A 20,392-nucleotide genomic window follows, 5' to 3' on the forward strand; every position below is an offset into this window, starting at 1 on the left:
GAGGCGGGTTGTCATCCCGTGCAGCTGCGGCAACGATCCGGCTTAACGAACGCCGGGATCCTCTCGTCCAATCGTCGTGACCCTTTCCTCGCCTGTTCTCCGGCGCGCCCTGTGTGCGTTGACGGTGTGCCTTGCCCTTGCGGGCAGTGCCGCGTCCGCCTTGGCGCAGCAAGTCGATATCATTCGCGGACGCGTGCTCGGGACCGACACGCTCCCCATTCCCAACGTGCTCGTCACGGCCATGACGCTGTCAGGCAACGTCAGCCGTACGGCGCGCACCAATGCGCAGGGGCGCTACACCATTTCGTTCCCGGGTGGCGAAGGGGACTACTGGGTCACCTTTTCGGGCATCGGCCTGGCGCCCCGGCGGTATCAGGTCAAGCGCACGGCCGACCAGGAAATCCTCATCGCCGACGCGCGGATGGCACCAGCGACCATCACGCTCGACGCCGTGCAGGTCACGGAGCGGGTCGCCGCCTCGCGCAGCGATACGGTGTCCGACGTGGGTGGGACGGAACGCAGCGTGAGCGACGAAACCGCGGGCTTTCTCAACGCCGAGCAGCTGGGGGACCTCGCGGCCATGGCGTCGGCGATTCCGGGGGTGCAGCTGCTCATGGGGGCCGACGGCGCGGCCGACGCCTTCTCGGTCTTCGGTCTCGGTGGCGACCAGAACAATACGCAGCTCAACGGGCTCAACTTCGGCGACGCGCAGCTGCCCCGCGACGCGAACGTCATGTCGTCGCTCAACACGTCGCCCTACGACGTGTCGCGCGGGGGCTTCTCCGGCGGGCAGTTGCAGGTGCGCACGCGCGCGGGGTCCAACTTCGTGACCCGTCGCCTGAGTGGCAACTTCATCTCGCCCCAGCTGCAGTGGACCGATCGCATCGGCGTAGCCACCGGTCAGCAGTACACGAACATGTCGCTGGGCGGCTCGGCGTCGGGGCCGATCAAGCCGGATCAGATGTTCTACAACACCTCGTTCCAGTTCGATCGCCGCCTGCAGGATCTGCAGACGCTCATCAACAGCAACGACGCCGGGTTCGCTGCGGCTGGCGTGTCGGCCGACTCGGTTGCGCGACTCATCGACATCCTCGGCTCCGAGCAGGTGCCGGTGACGGTGCCCGGCTACGATCCGCAGCGCATCAACACGCGCATCAACACGCTCAACAGCTTCGACTGGGTGCCGCAGAACTCTTCCCGCGGCAGCACCTACTCCTTCACGCTGTCGGGGAACTTCAACCGCACGTCACCCGTGGGTGGCGGCGGCGGCTTCGGTGGGTTCGGCGGGTTCGGTGGCGGCGGCACCAGCCTCATCACGCCATCGCGCGACGGCACGCGCACCAACTGGGGCGGGTCGGCCCAGGCGCGCCACAGTGGGCTGCTGGGGTGGAAGGGGATCTTCTCGGAAACCACCATCGGCTACAGCATGAGCCGCAGCGATGGTGACCCGTTCTTCTTCCTGCCGTCGGGGAATGTGCGCGTCAACTCGCAGTTCGCCGACGGTTCCGCCTCGGTGACCAACCTGCAGTTCGGCGGCAGCACGGCGCTGAACAATGCCAACGGCAACAGCTCGCTGGCCGGCAACAATACGCTGTCGTGGTTCTCGAGCGACAATCGCCACCGCGTGAAGCTCACCACGGAGCTGCGGCGTGACGAGTTCTCGTCGCTGTTCAACTTCAACGAGTTCGGGTCGTTCGGCTACAATACGCTGGCCGACCTGCAGGCAAACCGCCCCGCGTCGTTCACGCGGCTGCTCTCGCCGCGCACCCGCGTGGGGAGCCAGTATGTGGGCGCTGTGTCGCTGGGTGACGCCTGGCGTCCCACCAACGATCTCCAGGTGCAGTACGGCGTGCGGGTAGACGGGAATCACTTCAACATGGGCCCGCAGAGCAACGCCGACGTGATCGACAAGTTCGGCTACGACAACGCCGCGGTGCCGAATCGCATTTACGTGAGCCCGCGTCTCGGTTTCTCGTGGACCGTGGGGCAGGCCGACCAGATGGCGTTGCTCCCCGGCATGATCCGCGCGCCACGCGCCGTCATCCGCGGCGGGGTGGGGCTCTTCCAGAACACGCCCGGCACGCAGCTCATTTCCAACGCGATCGACAACACGGGGCTGCCGAGCGGGTTGCAGCAGCTTACGTGCGTGGGGGCGGCCACGCCGTTTCCCGATTGGACGTCGTATGCGGCCGACGTGAACAACATTCCCCGCACCTGCGCCGACGGGACCAACGGGACGGTGTTCTCCAACAGCGCACCCAACGTCACCCTGTTCCTCCCCGACTTCTACGCCCAGCGCTCGCTGCGCGGAAACCTCGGCTGGCAGGGGCCCATTCTCCGCAATCGCTTCAACTTCTCGGTGGACGCGACCTTCTCGCGCAATCAGCGGCAGCAGGGCGGTATCGACATCAACTTCCCCAACCGGCAGCGCTTCTCGCTGGCCGACGAAGCCAACCGCCCCGTCTACGTCACGCCCACCGCCATCGTGCCGGCTACGGGTCAGGTGGCCTGGCGTGAGGCGCGCCTCTTTCAGCAGTACGGTCGCGTGACCGCGCAAACCTCCGACCTGGAGTCGGAGAGCCGGCAGGTCACGGCGTCGCTGCGCCCGTTCGTGTTCAACACCCGCTGGAGCTGGAGTCTCTCGTACGTGCTGGCCGATGTCCGCGAGCAGTTCCTCGGCTTCAACAGCACGGTCGACACGCCGGTGGGTATCGAGTGGTCACGCGGCGCCAACTTCTCGCGGCACCAGATCCAGTACTCGCTCAGCTACAATGCGTGGGACGCGGTGCGCATCTCGTGGTTCGGCAATTTCCGCTCGGGCATCTTCTACACGCCCACGGTCAATCAGGACGTGAACGGCGACAGCTACGGGAACGATCGCGCGTTCATCTTCGACCCGGCGGCAGTGTCCGACCCCCAGCTCAGGGCGGGGCTCGAGAACTTCCTTGCCACCGGCACGCGTGAGGCCACGGCGTGCCTGCGCAACCAGCTCGGCCGGTTTGCGGCACGCAATTCGTGTGAGGGCCCCTGGTCGATGACGGGGAACCTGAACATCTCGTTCAACTCGCTGAAGCTTGGCCTGCCGCAGCGTGCCAACCTCTCCTTCCAGGTCGCCAATCCGCTCAACGGTATCGATCGCCTCATCAACGGCGAGGCGGGGCTCAAGGGGTGGGGCGCGTTCGTGAATCCGCAGAGCAACGGGGCGCTGCTGTTCGTGCGCGGCTTCGATCCGGTGGCGAACCGCTACAAGTACGAAGTGAACGAACGCTTCGGCTCGACGCGTCCCAGCCAGACGACGCAGCGGTCGGCGCCGGTGACCTTCACGATGCAAATGGGGTGGGACCTCGGCCCCACGCGTGAGCAGCAGCAGCTGCTGCAGCAGCTCGATCGCGGCCGTTCGCGCCCCGGCAACAAGCCCAGCCTGCAGCAGCTGCGACAGACGGCGAGCGTGGGGCTCATCAACCCCATGCAGCAGATCCTCCAGCAGGCCGACACGCTCAAGCTCACGCGCAAGCAGGCCGACAGCCTCGCCACGCTCAACCGGCTGTACGTGCTCAAGAGCGACAGCATCTGGACGCCTGTGGCGCGCTTCCTCGCCGACCTGCCCGACAAGTACAACCACGACGATGCCTACGGGCGCTACCGGCAGGCGCGCGAGTCGAGCGTGGATATCCTCATTCAGGTGGCCCCCGGCATTCGCACCCTGCTCACGCCGGAGCAGATCCGCATTCTCCCCGAGTCGCTCATCCCGTTCATGGACAAGCGGAACCTGCAGGGCATTCGCTCGGGTACTGCTGGTGGGAACCGCTTCATGGGTGGTGGCATGGGCGGCGGCATGGGTCGGCGCTGACCATGAACACCTCCGGTACGCACACCTCTCTGGGACATCCCATGCACATGATCGCCCGCACGACCGGGTCGTTGGCCCGCTGGAGCGCCGTGGGCGTGCTGCTCACGGCCGGCACGGCGCTGGCGCAGAACGCCCCACCGACCAGCCCCACCACGGCGCAACTGCGGGTGCGCGAAGTCACCGCGGCCATCGCCCGCAGCGCGCAGCCCATCCTGAGCGCCACCATGGTGCGGCCGCTCAGCGACGGGTCGGTGCTGGTGAACGACGTGCAGAAGCGTCAGTTGCTGCGCTTCGATGCCTCGCTCAAGAACACCCTGGTGGTTGCCGACACGGCGCGCGGGGCGCTCATGCCCTATGGGCAGCGCCCCGTCGGCCTGCTGCCGTACGCCGGTGACTCCAGCATCGTGGTCGATGCCTCCACGCTGTCGCTGGTGGTCATCGACGGCATGGGGCGCACCGTGCGGGTCATGGCATCACCGCGCCCCAACGACATCAATCTGCTTACCAGCACGAACCTCGGATCACACGCATTCGATGCGAAAGGGCGGCTCTACTACCGCCAGGGTGGCACCGGAGGAGGGCCCGGCGGCGGCGGCATGGCGGGCATGATGTTCGGCGGCGGGAACGACCGTGGAGGGGCTCGCGGACTCCAGGGGGGTGGGCAGGGGGGCAATACCCGCACCCAGGCCGCCCGTGGCGGCGGTGATGCCGGTGCTCCGCCGGGTGGTGGTGCCGGTGGTGCCGGTGGTGCCGGCGCGCAAGCGTTCGGTGGTCCCGGGGGGCGCGGCTTCAACCCCGCCAACCAGCCGGACTCGGTCCCCATCGTTCGTGTCGATTTCGACACCCGCAAGGCCGACACCGTCACCTTCGTGAAGGTGCCGAAGAACGAAACGCAGATGACGCGCGGCGAGGATGGGTCGACGCGTCTCACCATCAAGATCAACCCGCTGCCGCAGGCCGATGACTGGGCCTTGCTGGCCAACGGAACCGTGGCGGTGATGCGCGTGCTCGACTACCACGTCGACTACTATCGCCCCGATGGCACCCACGTCGCCTCCGACAAGCTGCCGTTCGACTGGAAGCGCATCTCCGACGAGGAGAAGACCAAGCTGGTGGATTCGCTGGCCACCATGGCCAAGGCGGCGTCCGAGCGCTCGGGGCAGGGCGGAGGCGGTGGGTTCCGCATGAGTTTCGAGCCGATCGGCGCTGACAAGCTGCCCGACTACTACCCACCGGTGCGTCAGGGCTCGAGCATTGCCGATCGCGATGGCAACCTGTGGGTGGTGCCCACCACCTCCAACCTGTCAGCGCAGCTGGCGCAGACGTTCATGGGGGCACGCGGGGCAGGTGGGCCTCCGCCGGGTATGATGGGGGGCGCAGCGAGGGCACCCGGCGCAGCGAGAGCGCCCGGTGCGCCGGGTGACTCCACGCGGCAGGCGCCTCCCGCGGCCCTGATGGCCATGATGGGCGCCATGGCCAATCAGCCGCCACTCGTCTACGACGTCATCACGCCCGAAGGCACGCTCATCGAGCGCGTCAAGCTGCCACCTGGTCGACAGGTGGTGGGCTTCGGCCCCAACGGATTGATCTACGTGACGGCGCGCGAAGGGCGCCAGCTGTTCCTCGAGACCGTCCGTCTGGCCGACCCCAAGTAGCACGCGCCCGTGCGTGGGCCACGTCCCATACGGCAGCGAGCCCGCTGAATCGACGGATTCAGCGGGCTCGCGTGTCATGCGACGGGGCCGCGCGCTCAGCCCTGCGGGCCAGCGGCGAGAATGGCCGGCGAAACGGCGTCGCCGAACTTCCGGATGTTCTCGCGGAACATGCCGGCGAGCTTCTGCGCCTGCGCGTCGTACTCGGCGCCGTTCGCCCACGTGCCGCGCGGTTCGAGCACCTCTCCCGGCACGTCCGGTACCCACTTCGGAATGTGCAGGCCGAAGACGGGATCGGCGACGAACTCGGTGCCATCGAGCGCACCGCCAAGCGCCGCCCGCACCATGGCGCGGGTGTAGCCGAGCTTCATGCGCCGCCCCACCCCATACGCGCCGCCACTCCAGCCCGTGTTCACGAGCCACACCTGCGAGCCGTGCTCCTTGAGCAGTGCCCCCAGCATCTCGGCGTACTTGGTGGGGTGCCACACGAGGAAGACGGCGCCGAAGCAGGCCGAGAACGTCGCCTGCGGTTCGGTGACGCCGCGCTCGGTGCCGGCCACCTTGGCCGTGTACCCCGAAAGGAAATAGTACATCGCCTGCTCGGGGGTGAGCCGCGCAATGGGCGGCAGCACGCCGAAGGCGTCGGCGGTAAGGAACACCACGTTCTTCGGGTGGCCGCCGCGGCCGCTCGGTACGTGATTCCCGATGTACGGCAGCGGATAGGACGCGCGCGTATTCTCGGTGATGCTCTGGTTGGCGAAGTCGACCGTACGCGAGGGCTGGTGCAGCACGACATTCTCGAGGATCGTGCCGAACATCTGCGTGGTCTGGTAAATGTCCGGCTCCCCCTCGGCCGAGAGGTTGATGGCCTTCGCGTAGCACCCCCCCTCGAAGTTGAAGGTGCCCTCGCTCGACCAGCCGTGCTCATCGTCGCCGATGAGGCCGCGCTCGGGGTCGGCGGAGAGCGTCGTCTTGCCGGTGCCGGAGAGGCCGAAGAAGAGCGCCGTATCGCCGTCCCGGCCGATGTTGGCGGAGCAGTGCATGGACAGGACACCCTGCTTGGGGAGCAGGTAGTTCATGACCGTGAACATGGCCTTCTTGAGCTCACCCGCGTAGCGCGTGCCGCCAATGAGAATGGCGCGCTCGGCGAGATTGAGCACGATGAACGTACCGGTGCGCGTACCATGACGGGCGGGATCCGCCTGCATTTCCGGTGCGTGATACACCGTGAAGTTGGGCAGGAACCCCGCCAGTTCGGCGACATCGGGACGAATGAACATGTTGCGCACGAACGCTGCGTGCCACGCATTGGGGAGCACATAGCGCACGCTCAGGCGCGTGGCCGGATCGGCGCCGCAGTACAGGTCCTGCACGAACAGTTCATCGAGGCCGTTGAGATACGCCTGCACATCGGCCTTGAGCGTGGCCCAGTGCTCGGGCGACAGGGGCTGGTTGACCTTGCCCCAATCCACATCGGCTTCGCTGGACGGTTCCTTCACAACGAACTTGTCGTTCGGCGAACGTCCGGTGTGCGGCGAGGTGACGGCCACGAACGGTCCCATGTGCGCCAGCGTGCCTTCACCGCGGCGAATGGCCGACTCGATCAGCTCCGGGGCGACGTAATTCCAGTGGACCGTTCCACGCGGGGCGATACCCTGCGGGGCGAGACCGTCGGCACTTTCGCGGACGGGAGCGGACGGGGAGACCTGTGTCGCCATGCGTGCGACCCTCATGGAAATCGGAAAGCGGCGCTGCACCAGCAACAGCGGAGCAGGCCGCATGAAATTCGGTGGGGAGTACTGCCGAAATCACCGGCTTCGGCGTCCCTTTGGGCGCCGTGCGGCCGGATTCCGGAAATCTGCTCCAGTGTGACCGTCCGCTCAAGCGTTTGGCAACATGAAACGGCAGCGCACCAGCGCCTCGCGCGCTGTCGGGTCCCGCTTCGCCGGGTCAGCGTGCGGCGTAGCTCCGCAGTGTGCGCAGCATGCGGCCGTCGAGATGGGCCGGTGTATCGCCCTTGGGCGTTTCGATGATGCGTGGGACGTGGGCCAGTCGCTCGTCAGTCATGATGCGTCGGAACACCTCGCCGCCGATCGTGCCTTCGCCGATCAGCTCGTGGCGGTCGAGATGCGAGCTCAGCTTGGCCTTGGAGTCGTTGAGGTGCAGGCACCCCAGCTGCTGGAATCCGAGCTCGTCGCCGAAGCGCTGCCACACGCCGTCGTAATCGCCGACCAGGTCGTAGCCTGCGGCCCATATGTGCGCGGTGTCGAGGCACACACCCACGCGCGCGCGCAACGGTGCCGGAATGCGCCCAAGCAGGTCGGCCATTTCCTCGAAGGTGGAGCCAAGGACGGTGCCTTGACCCGCGGTGAGCTCCATCAGCAGCCGCGTGGGTCCCGCTTCCGCCTCAAGCGCCTGCACAATCCCGTCGGCGTTGCGGGCGATGCCGCTGGCCCGGTCATCCATGTAGTTGCCCGGGTGCGACACGAGCGCGTTCAACCCCAGCGCGTGACAGCGACGCAGCTCGGCACGGAAACTCTCCACCGAGCGCGTCCGCAGGTCGGCATCCGGCGACGCGAGGTTGATGAGATACGAGTCGTGAGCGCAGATCCAGCGCACGGGTGTCTCCGCCATGGCCGCGCGGAAGCGTGTGGCCTCGGCCGCGTCGATCTCGCGTTCGGCCCAGCGGTTGGCCTGCTTGGTGAAGATCTGGGCGCCCGTGGCGCTGATCTCGCGCGCCCGGGCTGCGGCCTCCCAGGTACCGCCGGCGATGGACACGTGCGCACCGAGCGGCGCGACATCGGTGGTGTGATCACCGGCATCGACGGTGATCGGGGCATCGATGGGCGGCGCCTTTGGCGACGCCGGCTTGCGGGTGCTGGGCTTCGTGGCGGCGGTGCCGGAGGCCGGCTTTGCGGCGGTCTTCTTGGCAGGCATGTCCCAACAGTAACAGCCGGCCGTGCCCGGGTCAGCGTCCTCGTCCGCGTCCGCGTCCGCGTCCGCGTCAGCGCCGGGCGCGCAGATACTCCAGTGGATCGATCGCGCGCCCCTTGGGGCGGATCTCGAAGTGCAGGTGCGGCGGCAACTCCGGATCGATATCCCCCACGGTACCGATGACCTGCCCCTTGTTCACCTGCTGTCCGCGACGCACGCCGATAGCCTGCAGCGAGCCGTACACGGAGTAGTCGCCGCCACCATGTTGCACAATGACGGTGGGGCCATAGGTGCCCACGTTGTCGGCCAGCACGACTTCGCCGCCCGAGATGGTCTTCACGGCCGTCCCCGCGGCGGCGCCAATGCCGATGCCGTTCCAGCGGGTCGTGGTATTGTTGGGGTTGACCACGCGCCCGAAGCGGTACAGGATGGCGCCGTCCACCGGCCAGTCGAGCTTGCCCAGGTCACTGGTGCGAATCGTCGACGGTGCTGCCGGTCGCGCATCGGGCGCCATCTCGGCACGGCGACGCGCCGTTTCGAGCGTGTTGATGGCATTGGCAATGCGCGACTCGTTGCGCGTCAGCTGCTGCAGGCGCTCTCGCGTGCGCTGGGCACTGAGCTGTACCGCCGTGAGGTTGCGCTGGCGCGTCGACTCCAGGTCGGCCAGTCGGCGCGCCTCGCGTTCCTTTTCCTGCCGGTTGCGGCTCACTTCGTCCTGCAGTCGCACCAGGAGCATGCGCTGCGTGATGATCTGATCGCGCAGCCTCTCCACCCGGCGCACGAGATTGCGATCGTTCAGCGCCAGTTCGTGCAGGTACCTGTAGCGCGCGACAAGGCCGGCGAACGATTGGGCCGACAGCATGGCTTCCACGTCGTACAGGCTGCCGCGCTTGTAGATCTCCACCATGCGGCGCTGCAGCCCGCTCCGCTTGGTATCGAGTTCCCGTTCGGCGCGTCTCAGGCCACTGCCCGCCTTCACCACTTCCTCGTTAATTGTTTCCAGCTGCCGGTCGAGCGCGGCCACGAGGCGTCGCGTGGTCTGGCGCTGTGCCTCGAGGTTGTTCACTTCGTCGGTCAGGGAGCGGGCGCTGCGCTGCAGTTCGGTCATGCGCGTCTCCAGGTCGGCCCGCTCCTTGCGCAGCTTGTCCAGCTCGTCCCGCTGCTGGCGCAACCGCTGTTCGGGGGTCGCCTGTTGTGCGCGCAGCGCCAGCGGCACCACGCTGCCGGCGAACAGCACCGCGACGCCCATGATGGCCACGATTCGCAGGAACCCACGCATGCGGGTCGGGGCGATCAGTCGCGCCACACCTGGCGCAGGTGGCGTCCCACCGACACCCAACTGCCGAGCAGGCCCAGCAGCCCGCCCGCCAGAATGCCGAGGAACAGCTGCCGGGCGTCGAAGAACTGCGTCTGCATGAGCGAACGTGCCAGCACCACCGTGGTACCGTACGACAGGATGGCGGCCAGGATGCCGCCCAGCAGCCCCTTGAGCGCGCCGTCGATGAGATACGGCAGGCGTACGAACATGTTGGTGGCACCCACCAGTCGCATGATCTCGATCTCGCGCGTGCGCGCCAGGATGGCCATGCGGATGGTACTGCCAATGATGATCACGGCCACGAGCGCGAAAACGCTACCCAGCACCGTGCCCACGAGCGCGGCGATGTTGCGGATGCGGTAGAGCTTCTCCACCCACTCTCGCCCGTAGCGCACTTCCTCCACGACGGGGTAGGTCTGCAGGTGTCGCGCGAGCTCGGCCACCGTCTCGGGATCGCGTTGCCCTTCACGCAGCCGCAGTTCCACCGACCCCGGCAGGAACGTGCCATCCATGACGTCGCGGAACTCCTCGAGCTCCGCGCGCGCGCGGGCGAGCGCCGAATCCGGCGACACGTACCCCACGTCAGCCACGGCCGGATTCCTCTCCATGCGCCGCATCAGTTGCTCGACCTGCGTATCGGTGGCGCCCTCCACGAGGAACGCGCGGATCTCCACTCGGTCTTCGACTTCGCGCAGCGCCGTACGAATGTTGAGCGCCACCAGGCCAAAGAGCCCGAAGGCGAAGAGCGAAAACGCGATGGTGACGACCCCGAGGATCGCCAGGAGCGGCGCGCGGCGGGAGGCGAGGATAACCTCGCGCAGGGCGAGCTTCATGGCCGGCTCACCCGCGCCGTCCGCGCATGTTGGCCACCAGACTACCCACGTCGGTGCCGTCGAACACGAGCTGCCCGTGGTCCAGTTCAAGGCAGCGCATGCCCGCCCGCTGAATCATGGCCACGTCGTGCGTCGCCATGAGCACCGAGGTGCCGCGCGCGTTGATCTCACGCAGCAGCAGGTAGATGGCGTGGGTGGCACGATCGTCGAGATTGCCCGTGGGCTCGTCGGCAAGCAGCAGGAACGGATCGTTGGCCAGGGCACGCGCAATGGCCACGCGTTGCTGCTCACCGCCCGACAGCTCGTGCGGATACGCCGTGGCCCGAGCGGCGAGCCCCACCTGCGTCAACAGTCGCGCGACCTTCGGCGCAATCTGCGCGCCGGGTGTCCCCGTCACCTCGAGGGCAAAGGCGATGTTCTGTTCGGCCGTGCGGTCGGGAAGCAGGCGGAAATCCTGAAACACCACGCCAAGGCGGCGGCGCAACTGCGGGATCTCACGCGGCCTGATCGAAACGCTGGAGAAGCCCGAGACCCGCACCTCGCCGGTGGTGGGGCGCTCGGCCATCGTGAGCAGCTTGAGCAGCGTGCTCTTGCCGGCGCCCGAGTGCCCCACGAGAAAGACGAACTCGCCCTTCTGCATCTCGAAGGTGACATCACGCAGCGCCATCCCCGAACGTGGATACTCTTTCGACACGTTCGCAACATGAAGAATTCCGGACATCGGCTACGCGGGAGAGGCGGCCGTAACGGCCAGGGCGGCGGCCAGGGCATCCATGACGTGTTCGGCGGGCTCCAACCCCACCTCCACGCGCAACCATCCGGACTCGCCGTGCGCGAGGAACCGGGTGGCCACCCGCTTGGGCCCGACGCCCTGCTGGAGGCGCGCGGTGGCGTGCGCGCCCACGCGCGCGGGGTTGTGTCCGTCGGGCAGCTGCAGCAGCAGCAGCGCACCGGTGCCCCTGAACGACTGCGCCAGTACCGGGTGGTCCGGGTGGTCGGGGAGACCGGCGTATACCACGCTGGCCACGTGGGGGTGCGTACCGGCCCACTGGGCGACCTGATGTGCCGCGTTGTTCTGATGGTGCACACGCACCTCGAGGGTGGCGAGGCCGCGCTCGAGCTGGGCGTATGCCGCCGGGTGGGGCTCAGCACCCCAGGCCTTCATCTTGAGCCGCACTTCCTCCACCAGCCCCTCGGTACCGGCCACGATTCCCACCTCGCCCTCGCCATGCGGTTCGATGAACGCCGTGGCGTCGTGCAGCACGACATCGGCGCCATGCGCCAGCGGGGTGAAGTTGACCGGTGAGGCGCCCGTGGCGTCCACGATGAGCGCGATCCCGAGTTCATCGGCGATGGTGCGGGGCGGGCGCAGGTCCACCAGCCGTCCGCTGTCGATCACCGGTGACTCCACGAACAGCGCCCGCGTGGTTCGCTGCAGACCGCGTCGCCAGCCACGCGGCTCCCGCGGATCGACGTACGTAACCTCTGTGCCAAGCGCGGGGAGTTCATGCATGAAGAACTCCCGCGTGGACACGCGCAACGCCAATCCGGCCAGCAGGTGATCACCCGGCCGGAGCAACGCGAGCGCCGTGCAGGCAACTGCCGCGCGACCGCTGGCCAGCACGAGGGCCGACTCAGCGCCCTCGAGCTCGGCCAGCCGACGGGACAGCGATTGAGACACAGGAAGTGGGGATCAGGGACGAGGACGGGGAGGGCGGTCTACCCGGAGGACCCGGATGACGTCCGCCAGCGAAGCCCCCACCACGTCCCGCAGGACGACGGCCCCGCGCGGGAGCGATTCATCGATCTCGAGGACGGCCAGCTCGGAACAGCGGTCCGATACCACACGCACGAGATCGCCGGCGGTCACGAGGCGAACGAGCGCGTCATCGGGGCGCATGCGCACCATGGGTCCGCGGTCGGGATCGCCCTTGCGGGTGCCGATGAACCCCATCACCTGCAGCGGGGGGGAGAACCCGCTGAACACCCCCAGCTTGCGCCCCCCGCCAACGGAGCCCCCGAGGCGCTTCTTGTCGTCGCTCACTGTACTCCCTGTCCCTGGCCCGGCAGCGTGCCGGACGCGCCGTGGACCACGCCCGGTACCGAATACCCCAGCTCGTGACGCATGACGAGGCGACGGCGGGCCAGACGCTCCAGCTGCCCCTCGGCGAACTCCAGTGCCACCCCCAGCAACGTGGCAACGGTGGCAGAAACCACCGGCCCGTGGTCCCGCACCGTGAGCCAGTGATCGCGCTCGTCGTCGTCCACGTAGCCGAACAGCTCCGCCTCCCCCTCGTGCCAGGAGACCAGCGCCAGGGCGTGCCGTTCGAGCACGGTTTCGATGGGATCGATATGGCCTTCGTGAATGCCGCGGAAGGTGAGATACCCCGACGGACCATCCTCACTGGTATAGCGCAGCAGCAGCTTCGCCACGATTTCGTCAGCGCAGGAGAAATCGAGCAGGTTGACCTGCGAGAAGTCGATGGTGGTCACCACCGGCGCCCCGATCTCGGTGACCTGGCGCTCGATTGCCGACCGCACCGCTGCTCCGGTGGGGCGGGTGACGAGATTGGAATACAGGTCGCACACCGTGCCGCGCAAAACCGTGCCCACGTCGATGTGCATCAGAAACGGCTCCGGCCGCGGGTTGCGGTCGCGGTACTGCGTGGGCGCGCCGGCGCATCGGCCGAGCGCTCCGGGATGATGATCTGCATCTGGGCCCCCGGAAAGAACGGCAACCCTTCGGTCATGGGCACATCCTCGTCCCACTCGGGAATGATCCCCAGGCGCGCCGTCCCGCTGCGCACCGTGAGCTTGCCGTGCCAGCGCCCGACAAAACGGCGGATCCCCGCGAGTCCCTGGCCACGACCGGCATCGCCATGACGAAAGCGGGAGACGGCGCGCAGCACCGCATCTTCGAGGGCCATGGCGTCATCCCAGCGATCCTTGTGGCGATGACCGGGCGCACTCTCGAGCGACGTGCGGAAGCCCACGCCGGCATCGCAGACGGCAATCTGCACCACCCGACGGCCCAGGCGCTGCTTGTAGTTGTAGGTCTGCACCGCCACCCACCCGCCCAGGCCGGCGTGTTCGACGATGTTCTGGCACGACTCGCTGAGCGTCATGCCGAACGCGCCGGTCACCGCGGTATCGAGGTTGAGCTGACCGTGCAGGATGTCGGCGGCCTTCTGCTGGATGCGTCCCACCACGCCGTGCACATCGTCGCTCTTGGTGATGGGCGTGATCTCCAGCAGCACCTCGCTTTCGTGCGCCTCGCGGGGTCGCGGCACGGTACCGTGCAGTTCGTACAACTCGGCCGCGTGACGGAAGAAGCCGGCGCGCGACCAGTAGCTCACCGTGTCGGGGTGCTCGGGCACCGCGAATCCAATGGGCTCGGAGCGCGCCTGCGGCACGCACAGCAGGGCGGTGAGCCCATACGGCGACGCCCAGCGCGCGTGGCGCGCGTCGAGCAGGATCTTCGATCCGTCGGGAGCGGCGGCGAGCTGCTCGATGACCTGCTCGAACGAGTGCTCGTCGAGCGAGGGCGGCACGCTGATGACGATCGTCACGTGGTGCTGAGCTCTCCGCGGAGATGATTCGCGAGACCGTTGGCCCCACGATGTTCGACGTTGCGCGACGCAGCCCTGTTCGCCGCCGCGATGGCGTCCGTCAACTTATCACCGGCGAGGAGCCGTGAGAAATGGGTGGCGCCCCACACATCGCCGCATCCCGTGGGATCCCCGGGGCCATCGACGCGCGGCGCGACGCCGGGAACGAGCGCCGTGCGCACGGCGCCAAGCGCCCCAGCGCCACCCCGGGGCGATGTGGACAGCGCAGCGTTGTGACCTCGTCGTGGCGGCAGATCCTGCAGGCGCTCAATGCCCGGGGCCGCGAAGTACGCCGCGCCGCGCTTGCCGAGGGTGACGCCCAGAATGGAGACCCCCGCCGCCATCGCGGTCGCCGCGAGCGCCATGGAGTCGGGGGCCATGAGGCGCATCTCGTCCTCGTTCACCTGCAGCACGTCGAAGCAGCTGCACCACTCCGCGACATTGGGAAGCGGGCGCGGCGTGCGCAGGCCGTCGGCCTGGACCGCCATGACGAGCATGTGCAGGTCACAGTAGATGGGGCCGGTGAAGTGGGCGCGAATGAGCTGCGCCGTTTCGAGGTCGAGCTCCCACCCGCTGAGCAGGTTGATGTAGAGCGCGTCGAGGCGCGCCGCTTCCAGCACCGGCTTGAGCCCCAGCCATGTCCATCCGGGGACGCCACCGGTGAGATGTTCGGTGCGCCGTTCATCGTCGAGGTAGCGCAGCTCGACGCGATTGTTGGGGTAGGGCACACCGATGAGCGCGGCATCGGGGGCCATACGCCGCAGCCCCCGGATGTACAGCTGCGCCCGTTCCACCAGATCGTCGCCCACCATGGCGAGCGGCACGATCTCCCAGTCATCGGTGAGTGCCGCGTCGAGCGCCGACAGCGAGTAGGTAATGCCCCCCCACTCCTCCATGGGCACGCTGCGCCGGTCGCGTCCATGCAGCACATCCCACACGAAGGAGCCGATCACTCCCACGCGTTGGCGTGGCGCACCGGGTCCGGGAGCGGCCGACATCGTCACGCCGGCGGTTGGCCGGTGGTCTGCGAAATGAACGAGGCCACGGCACCCACCACGCCGGCGGTTCCGGGCAATGTGCCGGGCACGATACGGCAGCTGTCGGAGACACTCTTGAAGGCGCGGCGGCGGACTTCCGTGCGCAACGGGCCGAAGAGCGCTTCCCCGGCCTGCGTGACCCCACCGGCGATCACGACCACGTCGGGATTGAAGACGTTGAGCAGATTCGCGATGCCGGCGCCCAGATACTTCGCCGTGTCCCGTACGATTTCCAGCGCCAGCGCGTCACCCCGACCCGCGGCCTCATAGACGACGGCCGCCGTGATGCGACTGACATCGCCGTCGACGAGCGATGGCAGCACCGACGATTCATCGTTGTGCAGCGCTTCGCGCGCCCGCTCGGCGATGGCGCTGCCGGAGGCGTACGCCTCGAGGCAGCCGTAGTTGCCGCAGCCGCAGCGACGTCCGTTGAGGTCGATGGTGATGTGCCCGATCTCGCCGGCGGCGTCGCTCGAGCCGTGGTACACATGCCGGTCCACGATGATGCCCCCGCCCACGCCCGTCCCGATCGTGACGCCCACCACGTTGGTCCCCCCGCGCGCCGCGCCCAGCCACCACTCTCCGTAGGTGGCGCAGTTCGCATCGTTGTCGATGCGCACCGGCAACCCCGTGAGCGCAGCCATGCGCTCGATGAGGGGGAAGTCGTACCACTTGAGGTTGGGGGCGGCGAGGACCAGGCCACGCTGTCGGTCCACGGTGCCGGGGGCGCCGATGCCCACGCCGAGCACGGCACTCCGCGGTACCCCCGCCTCGTGCGTCGTGATGTCGATGGTGGTGTTCACCATGCGCGCCATGCGCGCCACCACGGCGTCCGCCCCCTCCTGCGCGTGGGTCGGCTCGCTCTGGGCGCCGAAGAGCCGCGATCCATCGAGCGACATGGACGAGACGACAATGTTGGTGCCGCCAAGGTCGACACCAACGATGAACTGCGACGCGGGGGAGAGGGACGGTGAAGACATGACCGGAAACATAACGTCCCACCGGGCGTGGTTAACACGCCGGGCGCTGGCGCGTCTATAGGGGATGCCTTCGATCGCTCGTCTCCTCCGGCTTCTCGCGCCGGGAATGCTCATGGCCTGCGGCGGTGCCCCCACGGCGCCAGCGCCCACGCCGGCGACATCGTCACCGGCACCGTTGCCGGCACCGCCAGCCGATGTGCGTGCCTTGCCCTTCGTGCACCCCGCTCCGGGGGCGGAGTGGCCCACGGTGAGTGCCGGTGCCCTGGGCTGGGACACCACGGCGCTGCGCGCCGCCCTCGACTGGGCCGGTACCCAACGCTCCACCGCTGTGGTCATCACCTGGCGGGGGCGCCTGGTGGCGGAGCGGTACTGGCGCGGATGGACCGGCGAGACCGACAGCATCATCGCCTCCGCCGGCAAGAGTGTGCTTGCCACGCTCATCGGGCAGTTGCAGGCGGAGGGGCGCCTCTCGATCGATGCCCCGGCCAGCCAATACCTGGGGGCGGGATGGTCGCGCAGCCCCAGCACCGAGGGGCGCATTACCGTGCGTCACCTGCTGCAGATGTCCTCCGGGCTCGATGACTCCCTGCGCACGGTCGCCGCACCGGGGACGCGGTTCTACTACAACAATCCGGCCTACTACCAGCTCTTTGCGGCGGTCACGCGCGCCGCGGGACAGGACATCACCACGGCCTCGCGCACGCGCCTGTTCGATCGCATTGGCATGACGTGCAGCTGGCGATTCAACGTGGACACCGGCGAGCCGGGCTTCATTCTCAGCTGCAGCGCCCGGGACATGGCACGCTTCGGCCTGCTCACGCTGTCGCGCGGGGCGTGGGGCCCCACGCGCATCGTGGCCGACACGTCGTGGGTGACGCAGATGTGGCGCCCGGCGCCGCATGACAATCCGGCGTACGGCATGCTCTGGTGGCTCAACGGCACCGAGCGGCACCGCATTCCCGGGCCCTCTGTTCTTCCAACACTCACTGGCCCGCTGATGCCGTCGGCGCCCCGTGACCTGGTGGCGGCCCTCGGGAAGGGGGACAAGAAGATCTATGTGATCCCGAGCCTCGACCTCGTGGTGGTACGACACGGCGACGAGGCCGATGTGAGCGGCGGCAACCCGCTGGCAATGAGTACCTTCGACGAGCAGTTCTGGCAGCGATTGCGCCAGGCGATCCGCTACTGAGCGGTTGCCGCGCGCTCCGCCGCCGCGCGCTCCGCCGCCGCGCGCACGGCCGCTGGCGAGAGATCGCGCATGCAGCGCCAGTGCCCCAGGGGGCACTGCATGGGGCCGTGCGCATGACAGGGGCGGCAGGGCAGGGTGTCGTGCTGCACCACGACCTGCCGCTCGGCCAGCGGCCCGAATCCGAGTGCGGGGACCGTAGGGCCGAAGAGCGCCACCGTGGGGGTGTTCATGGCGCTGGCGAGGTGGAGGGGCGCCGAATCGTTGGTGACGAGCACGCGGCAGCGGGCCAGCAGCGCCGCTGATCCGAGCAGTGACAGGCGCCCCGTGGCATCGATTACGGACGGCGCCCCCACGTTGCGTGCGGCGGCGGCAATGGCGGCGGCGAGCGGCGCATCGCCCGCGGCGCCCAACACCACCAGACGTGCGTTGGGCAGTGCGGCGGAGCGCACCAGCTCCGCGGCGAGAGCGTCGAAAGACGGCCAGCGCTTGGTGGCCCACACGCTGCCGGGGGCGAGGGCGACCAGCGTGTCGCCGTCGTGAACGTCGTGCATGGCCAGCAGGGCCGCCACCGCGGCCTGCTCGCGCTCCCCGGGAAACAGCGACGGGCGAAGTGGCGGAGGTACCGTGGGCTCACCGGGGGCATTGGCAAGCTGCCACAGGCGCGCGGCGTGATGCAGCGACGGCTGGTATGGTACCCGCCGCGTGGTGAAGAGACGCCCACCGCTGGTGTCGAACCCGATCCGTTCCGGGATGCGCGCCAGGAAGGCCAGCGCGGCGGTGCGGTTCGAGCCCTGCGCCAGAAAGGCACGCTGCGCCCCCACCGCCCGCAGGCGCCTGGCCACCCGACGCAGCCCGCTCACCCCGCGGTCGGCGCCGCGCTTGTCGAACACGATGACGCTCGCCACGGCGGGGTGGTTGGCCAGCAGCGCCGCATTCGCCGGGGTGCCCACCACATGCACAAGGCCCTCACCAGCCAGCCGCTCGAGGAGCGGGGTGGTGAGGACCATGTCGCCGAGAAACGAGGTCTGGAGGACGGCGGAGATCATCGGGGACGTTTCAAGTGCTTAGTGGTAGTTCTCAGTTGTCAGTGAACTGATGGCCAAAGACGTCAACTGAAAACTGAAAACTTCCCGGACGATCACGCGCAGCCTGCCGTCAATCCACCTGAAGCACCGCCAGGAAGGCTTCCTGCGGAATCTCCACGCTGCCCACCTGCTTCATGCGCTTCTTGCCCTCCTTCTGCTTCTCCAGAAGCTTGCGCTTGCGGGAGATGTCGCCGCCGTAGCACTTGGCCAGCACGTCCTTGCGGAGCGGCTTCACGGTCTCGCGCGCAATGACCTTCTGACCGATGGTGGCCTGAATGGCCACTTCGAAGAGCTGGCGCGGAATGAGCTCCTTGAGCTTCTCCGCCACCTTGCGCCCCCACTCGTAGGCCTTGTCCTTGTGCACGATCACCGAGAACGCATCGATGGCGTCGCCGTTGATGAGCATGTCGAGGCGCACGAGGTCACTGGAGCGGTACTCGAGCATCTCGTAATCGAGCGACGCATACCCGCGGCTCACCGTCTTCATCTTGTCGAAGAAGTCGAGGATGATTTCGCCGAGGGGAAACTCCCAGTCCAGCTCCACGCGCACGGTGTCGAGGAAGCGCGTGTTCTTGTAGATGCCCCGCCGTTCCATGCCCAGCGTCATGATGGGCCCGATGTATTCGGCCGGGCACATGATGCGCGCGCGCACGTACGGCTCCTGCACGTCGTCGATCACCACCGCCGGCGGCATGAGCGCCGGGTTCTCGACCAGCAACTCCGTGCCGTCCGTCTTGGTGACGTGGTACTCCACGCTCGGCACCGTGGTGACGAGGTCGAGGTCGTATTCGCGCTCGAGACGTTCCTGCACGATCTCCATGTGCAGGAGCCCCAGAAACCCGCACCGGAAGCCGAAGCCAAGTGCGGTGGACGTTTCGGGCTCGTACTGCAGCGACGCGTCGTTGAGCTTCATCTTCTCGAGCGCGTCGCGCAGTGTCTCGTACTGCGTGGTGTCGGTGGGATAGATGCCCGCGAACACGAACGACTTGACTTCCTGATAGCCGGGCAGCGCTTCGGCCGCGCGGTTGTCCTTGTCGAAGATCGTGTCGCCGGCTCGCGTTTCGCGCACGGAGCGCACGGCGGCGAGCACGTACCCCACTTCCCCGGCGCGCAGCGCGTCGGTGGGCACCTGGCGCAGCTGCAGGTACCCCACTTCGGCGACTTCGTAGACGTTGTCGGAGACGCCGAAAGTGATCTTCATGCCCTTGCGGATCTCGCCATCCACCACGCGGATGCTGGGAATGGCGCCGCGGTACTTGTCGTAGTACGAGTCGAAGATGAGGGCGCGCAGCGGGCCATCCAGCTCACCCGTGGGCGGCGGGACGCGACGCACAATTTCCTCGAGCAGCTCGGGCACGCCCGTGCCCTCCTTGCCGCTCACGCACAGCACGTCTTCGGGCAGGCAGCCGATAAGGTCCACCACTTCCTGCCGACGGCGCTCCGGCTCGGCGCCGGGGAGGTCGATCTTGTTGAGCACGGGGATGATTTCGAGCCCCGCGTCCATGGCCAGGAAGAGATTGGACAGCGTCTGCGCCTGAATGCCCTGCGACGCATCCACCACGAGAATGGCGCCCTCACAGGCGGCCAGCGACCGCGACACCTCGTACGTGAAGTCCACGTGGCCGGGGGTGTCGATGAGGTTGAGCTCGTAGTGCTGTCCGTCGCCCGCGGTGTAGCTCATGCGGACGGCGTTCAACTTGATGGTGATGCCGCGTTCGCGCTCGAGGTCGAGCGTGTCGAGCACCTGTGACTTCATTTCGCGCTTTTGCAGTGTGCCGGTCTTCTCGATCAGGCGGTCGGCGAGCGTGGACTTGCCGTGATCGATGTGGGCAACAATGCAGAAGTTGCGGATGTGGCTGAGATGCAACGGAATGCCTTGCTTAGGGACAGGAGCCGGACAGGAAAT

The 20,392-nt window shown here is 67.8% G+C and carries 16 protein-coding genes; 3 read left to right on the forward strand and 13 right to left on the reverse strand.

Going from position 1 to position 20,392, the window contains the following annotated elements; translation table 11 throughout:
* The first annotated feature begins 76 nt into the window (after nt 1-76).
* Both O9271_RS02820 and O9271_RS02825 read left to right on the forward strand, forming a co-directional pair.
* Nucleotides 77-3,850, forward strand: a complete 3,774-nt coding sequence (locus O9271_RS02820; RefSeq protein ID WP_298266008.1) for a TonB-dependent receptor — start codon at nt 77-79, stop codon at nt 3,848-3,850.
* Nucleotides 3,851-3,891: 41 nt separating this feature from the next.
* A complete protein-coding gene (locus tag O9271_RS02825; RefSeq protein ID WP_298266010.1) occupies nt 3,892-5,505 on the forward strand; it encodes a hypothetical protein in 1,614 nt (537 codons plus the stop codon).
* Nucleotides 5,506-5,600: 95 nt separating this feature from the next.
* On the opposite strand, the gene pckA is transcribed toward O9271_RS02825, so the two are convergent.
* The 11 genes from pckA to O9271_RS02880 form a co-directional block, all read right to left on the reverse strand.
* Nucleotides 5,601-7,220 (reverse strand): phosphoenolpyruvate carboxykinase (ATP), encoded by a 1,620-nt coding sequence (gene pckA, locus O9271_RS02830; RefSeq protein WP_298266012.1) that lies wholly within the window; start codon nt 7,218-7,220, stop codon nt 5,601-5,603.
* A 232-nt stretch (nt 7,221-7,452) separates the two neighbouring features.
* A complete protein-coding gene (locus O9271_RS02835; RefSeq protein WP_298266014.1) occupies nt 7,453-8,439 on the reverse strand; it encodes a deoxyribonuclease IV in 987 nt (328 codons plus the stop codon).
* 67 nt (nt 8,440-8,506) lie between these two features.
* Nucleotides 8,507-9,715, reverse strand: coding sequence for a peptidoglycan DD-metalloendopeptidase family protein (locus tag O9271_RS02840; protein ID WP_298266016.1), 1,209 nt, complete (start codon nt 9,713-9,715; stop codon nt 8,507-8,509).
* Nucleotides 9,716-9,729: 14 nt separating this feature from the next.
* Nucleotides 9,730-10,587, reverse strand: coding sequence for a permease-like cell division protein FtsX (locus O9271_RS02845; RefSeq protein ID WP_298266018.1), 858 nt, complete (start codon nt 10,585-10,587; stop codon nt 9,730-9,732).
* A gap of 7 nt (nt 10,588-10,594) precedes the next feature.
* Nucleotides 10,595-11,299, reverse strand: a complete 705-nt coding sequence (ftsE, locus tag O9271_RS02850; protein WP_343213866.1) for a cell division ATP-binding protein FtsE — start codon at nt 11,297-11,299, stop codon at nt 10,595-10,597.
* 12 nt (nt 11,300-11,311) lie between these two features.
* A complete protein-coding gene (locus tag O9271_RS02855) occupies nt 11,312-12,268 on the reverse strand; it encodes a PLP-dependent transferase (RefSeq protein WP_298266022.1) in 957 nt (318 codons plus the stop codon).
* Nucleotides 12,269-12,280: 12 nt separating this feature from the next.
* Nucleotides 12,281-12,631 (reverse strand): molybdopterin dinucleotide binding domain-containing protein, encoded by a 351-nt coding sequence (locus tag O9271_RS02860; RefSeq protein WP_298266025.1) that lies wholly within the window; start codon nt 12,629-12,631, stop codon nt 12,281-12,283.
* Nucleotides 12,628-13,212 (reverse strand): hypothetical protein, encoded by a 585-nt coding sequence (locus O9271_RS02865; RefSeq protein WP_298266027.1) that lies wholly within the window; start codon nt 13,210-13,212, stop codon nt 12,628-12,630. The genes O9271_RS02860 and O9271_RS02865 overlap by 4 nt, the downstream gene beginning before the upstream one ends.
* Entirely contained in the window at nt 13,212-14,156 is a 945-nt protein-coding gene (locus tag O9271_RS02870; RefSeq protein WP_298266029.1) for an ATP-binding protein, read from the reverse strand. Before O9271_RS02870 ends, O9271_RS02865 begins: the two co-directional genes overlap by 1 nt.
* Nucleotides 14,153-15,193: a PfkB family carbohydrate kinase gene (locus O9271_RS02875; RefSeq protein WP_298266031.1), complete on the reverse strand. Its 1,041-nt coding sequence runs from the start codon at nt 15,191-15,193 to the stop codon at nt 14,153-14,155. The genes O9271_RS02870 and O9271_RS02875 overlap by 4 nt, the downstream gene beginning before the upstream one ends.
* 2 nt (nt 15,194-15,195) lie before the next feature.
* On the reverse strand, nt 15,196-16,212 hold the full coding sequence (locus O9271_RS02880; RefSeq protein WP_298266032.1) for an ROK family protein: 1,017 nt from the start codon (nt 16,210-16,212) through the stop codon (nt 15,196-15,198).
* Between the two features lie 64 nt (nt 16,213-16,276).
* On the opposite strand from O9271_RS02880, the gene O9271_RS02885 reads away from it, so the two are divergent.
* Nucleotides 16,277-17,401: a serine hydrolase domain-containing protein gene (locus O9271_RS02885; RefSeq protein WP_298266033.1), complete on the forward strand. Its 1,125-nt coding sequence runs from the start codon at nt 16,277-16,279 to the stop codon at nt 17,399-17,401.
* On the opposite strand, the gene waaF is transcribed toward O9271_RS02885, so the two are convergent.
* On the reverse strand, nt 17,395-18,447 hold the full coding sequence (gene waaF, locus O9271_RS02890; protein ID WP_298266034.1) for a lipopolysaccharide heptosyltransferase II: 1,053 nt from the start codon (nt 18,445-18,447) through the stop codon (nt 17,395-17,397). The genes O9271_RS02885 and waaF overlap by 7 nt on opposite strands.
* 109 nt (nt 18,448-18,556) lie before the next feature.
* On the reverse strand, nt 18,557-20,353 hold the full coding sequence (gene lepA / locus O9271_RS02895; protein WP_343213867.1) for a translation elongation factor 4: 1,797 nt from the start codon (nt 20,351-20,353) through the stop codon (nt 18,557-18,559).
* Between the last annotated feature and the right edge of the window lie 39 nt (nt 20,354-20,392).

This window comes from Gemmatimonas sp. (genome assembly GCF_027531815.1).
Lineage (GTDB): Bacteria > Gemmatimonadota > Gemmatimonadetes > Gemmatimonadales > Gemmatimonadaceae > Gemmatimonas.

What these genes read in the sequence shown, in the direction of transcription:
- O9271_RS02825 (WP_298266010.1), top strand. Translation starts at nt 3,892, where the DNA reads ATGCACATGATCGCCCGCACGACCGGGTCGTTGGCCCGCTGGAGCGCC.
- pckA (WP_298266012.1), bottom strand. Translation starts at nt 7,220, where the DNA reads ATGGCGACACAGGTCTCCCCGTCCGCTCCCGTCCGCGAAAGTGCCGAC.
- O9271_RS02835 (WP_298266014.1), bottom strand. Translation starts at nt 8,439, where the DNA reads ATGCCTGCCAAGAAGACCGCCGCAAAGCCGGCCTCCGGCACCGCCGCC.
- O9271_RS02840 (WP_298266016.1), bottom strand. Translation starts at nt 9,715, where the DNA reads ATGCGTGGGTTCCTGCGAATCGTGGCCATCATGGGCGTCGCGGTGCTG.
- O9271_RS02845 (WP_298266018.1), bottom strand. Translation starts at nt 10,587, where the DNA reads ATGAAGCTCGCCCTGCGCGAGGTTATCCTCGCCTCCCGCCGCGCGCCG.
- O9271_RS02865 (WP_298266027.1), bottom strand. Translation starts at nt 13,212, where the DNA reads ATGCACATCGACGTGGGCACGGTTTTGCGCGGCACGGTGTGCGACCTG.
- O9271_RS02875 (WP_298266031.1), bottom strand. Translation starts at nt 15,193, where the DNA reads ATGTCGGCCGCTCCCGGACCCGGTGCGCCACGCCAACGCGTGGGAGTG.
- O9271_RS02880 (WP_298266032.1), bottom strand. Translation starts at nt 16,212, where the DNA reads ATGTCTTCACCGTCCCTCTCCCCCGCGTCGCAGTTCATCGTTGGTGTC.
- O9271_RS02885 (WP_298266033.1), top strand. Translation starts at nt 16,277, where the DNA reads ATGCCTTCGATCGCTCGTCTCCTCCGGCTTCTCGCGCCGGGAATGCTC.
- waaF (WP_298266034.1), bottom strand. Translation starts at nt 18,447, where the DNA reads ATGATCTCCGCCGTCCTCCAGACCTCGTTTCTCGGCGACATGGTCCTC.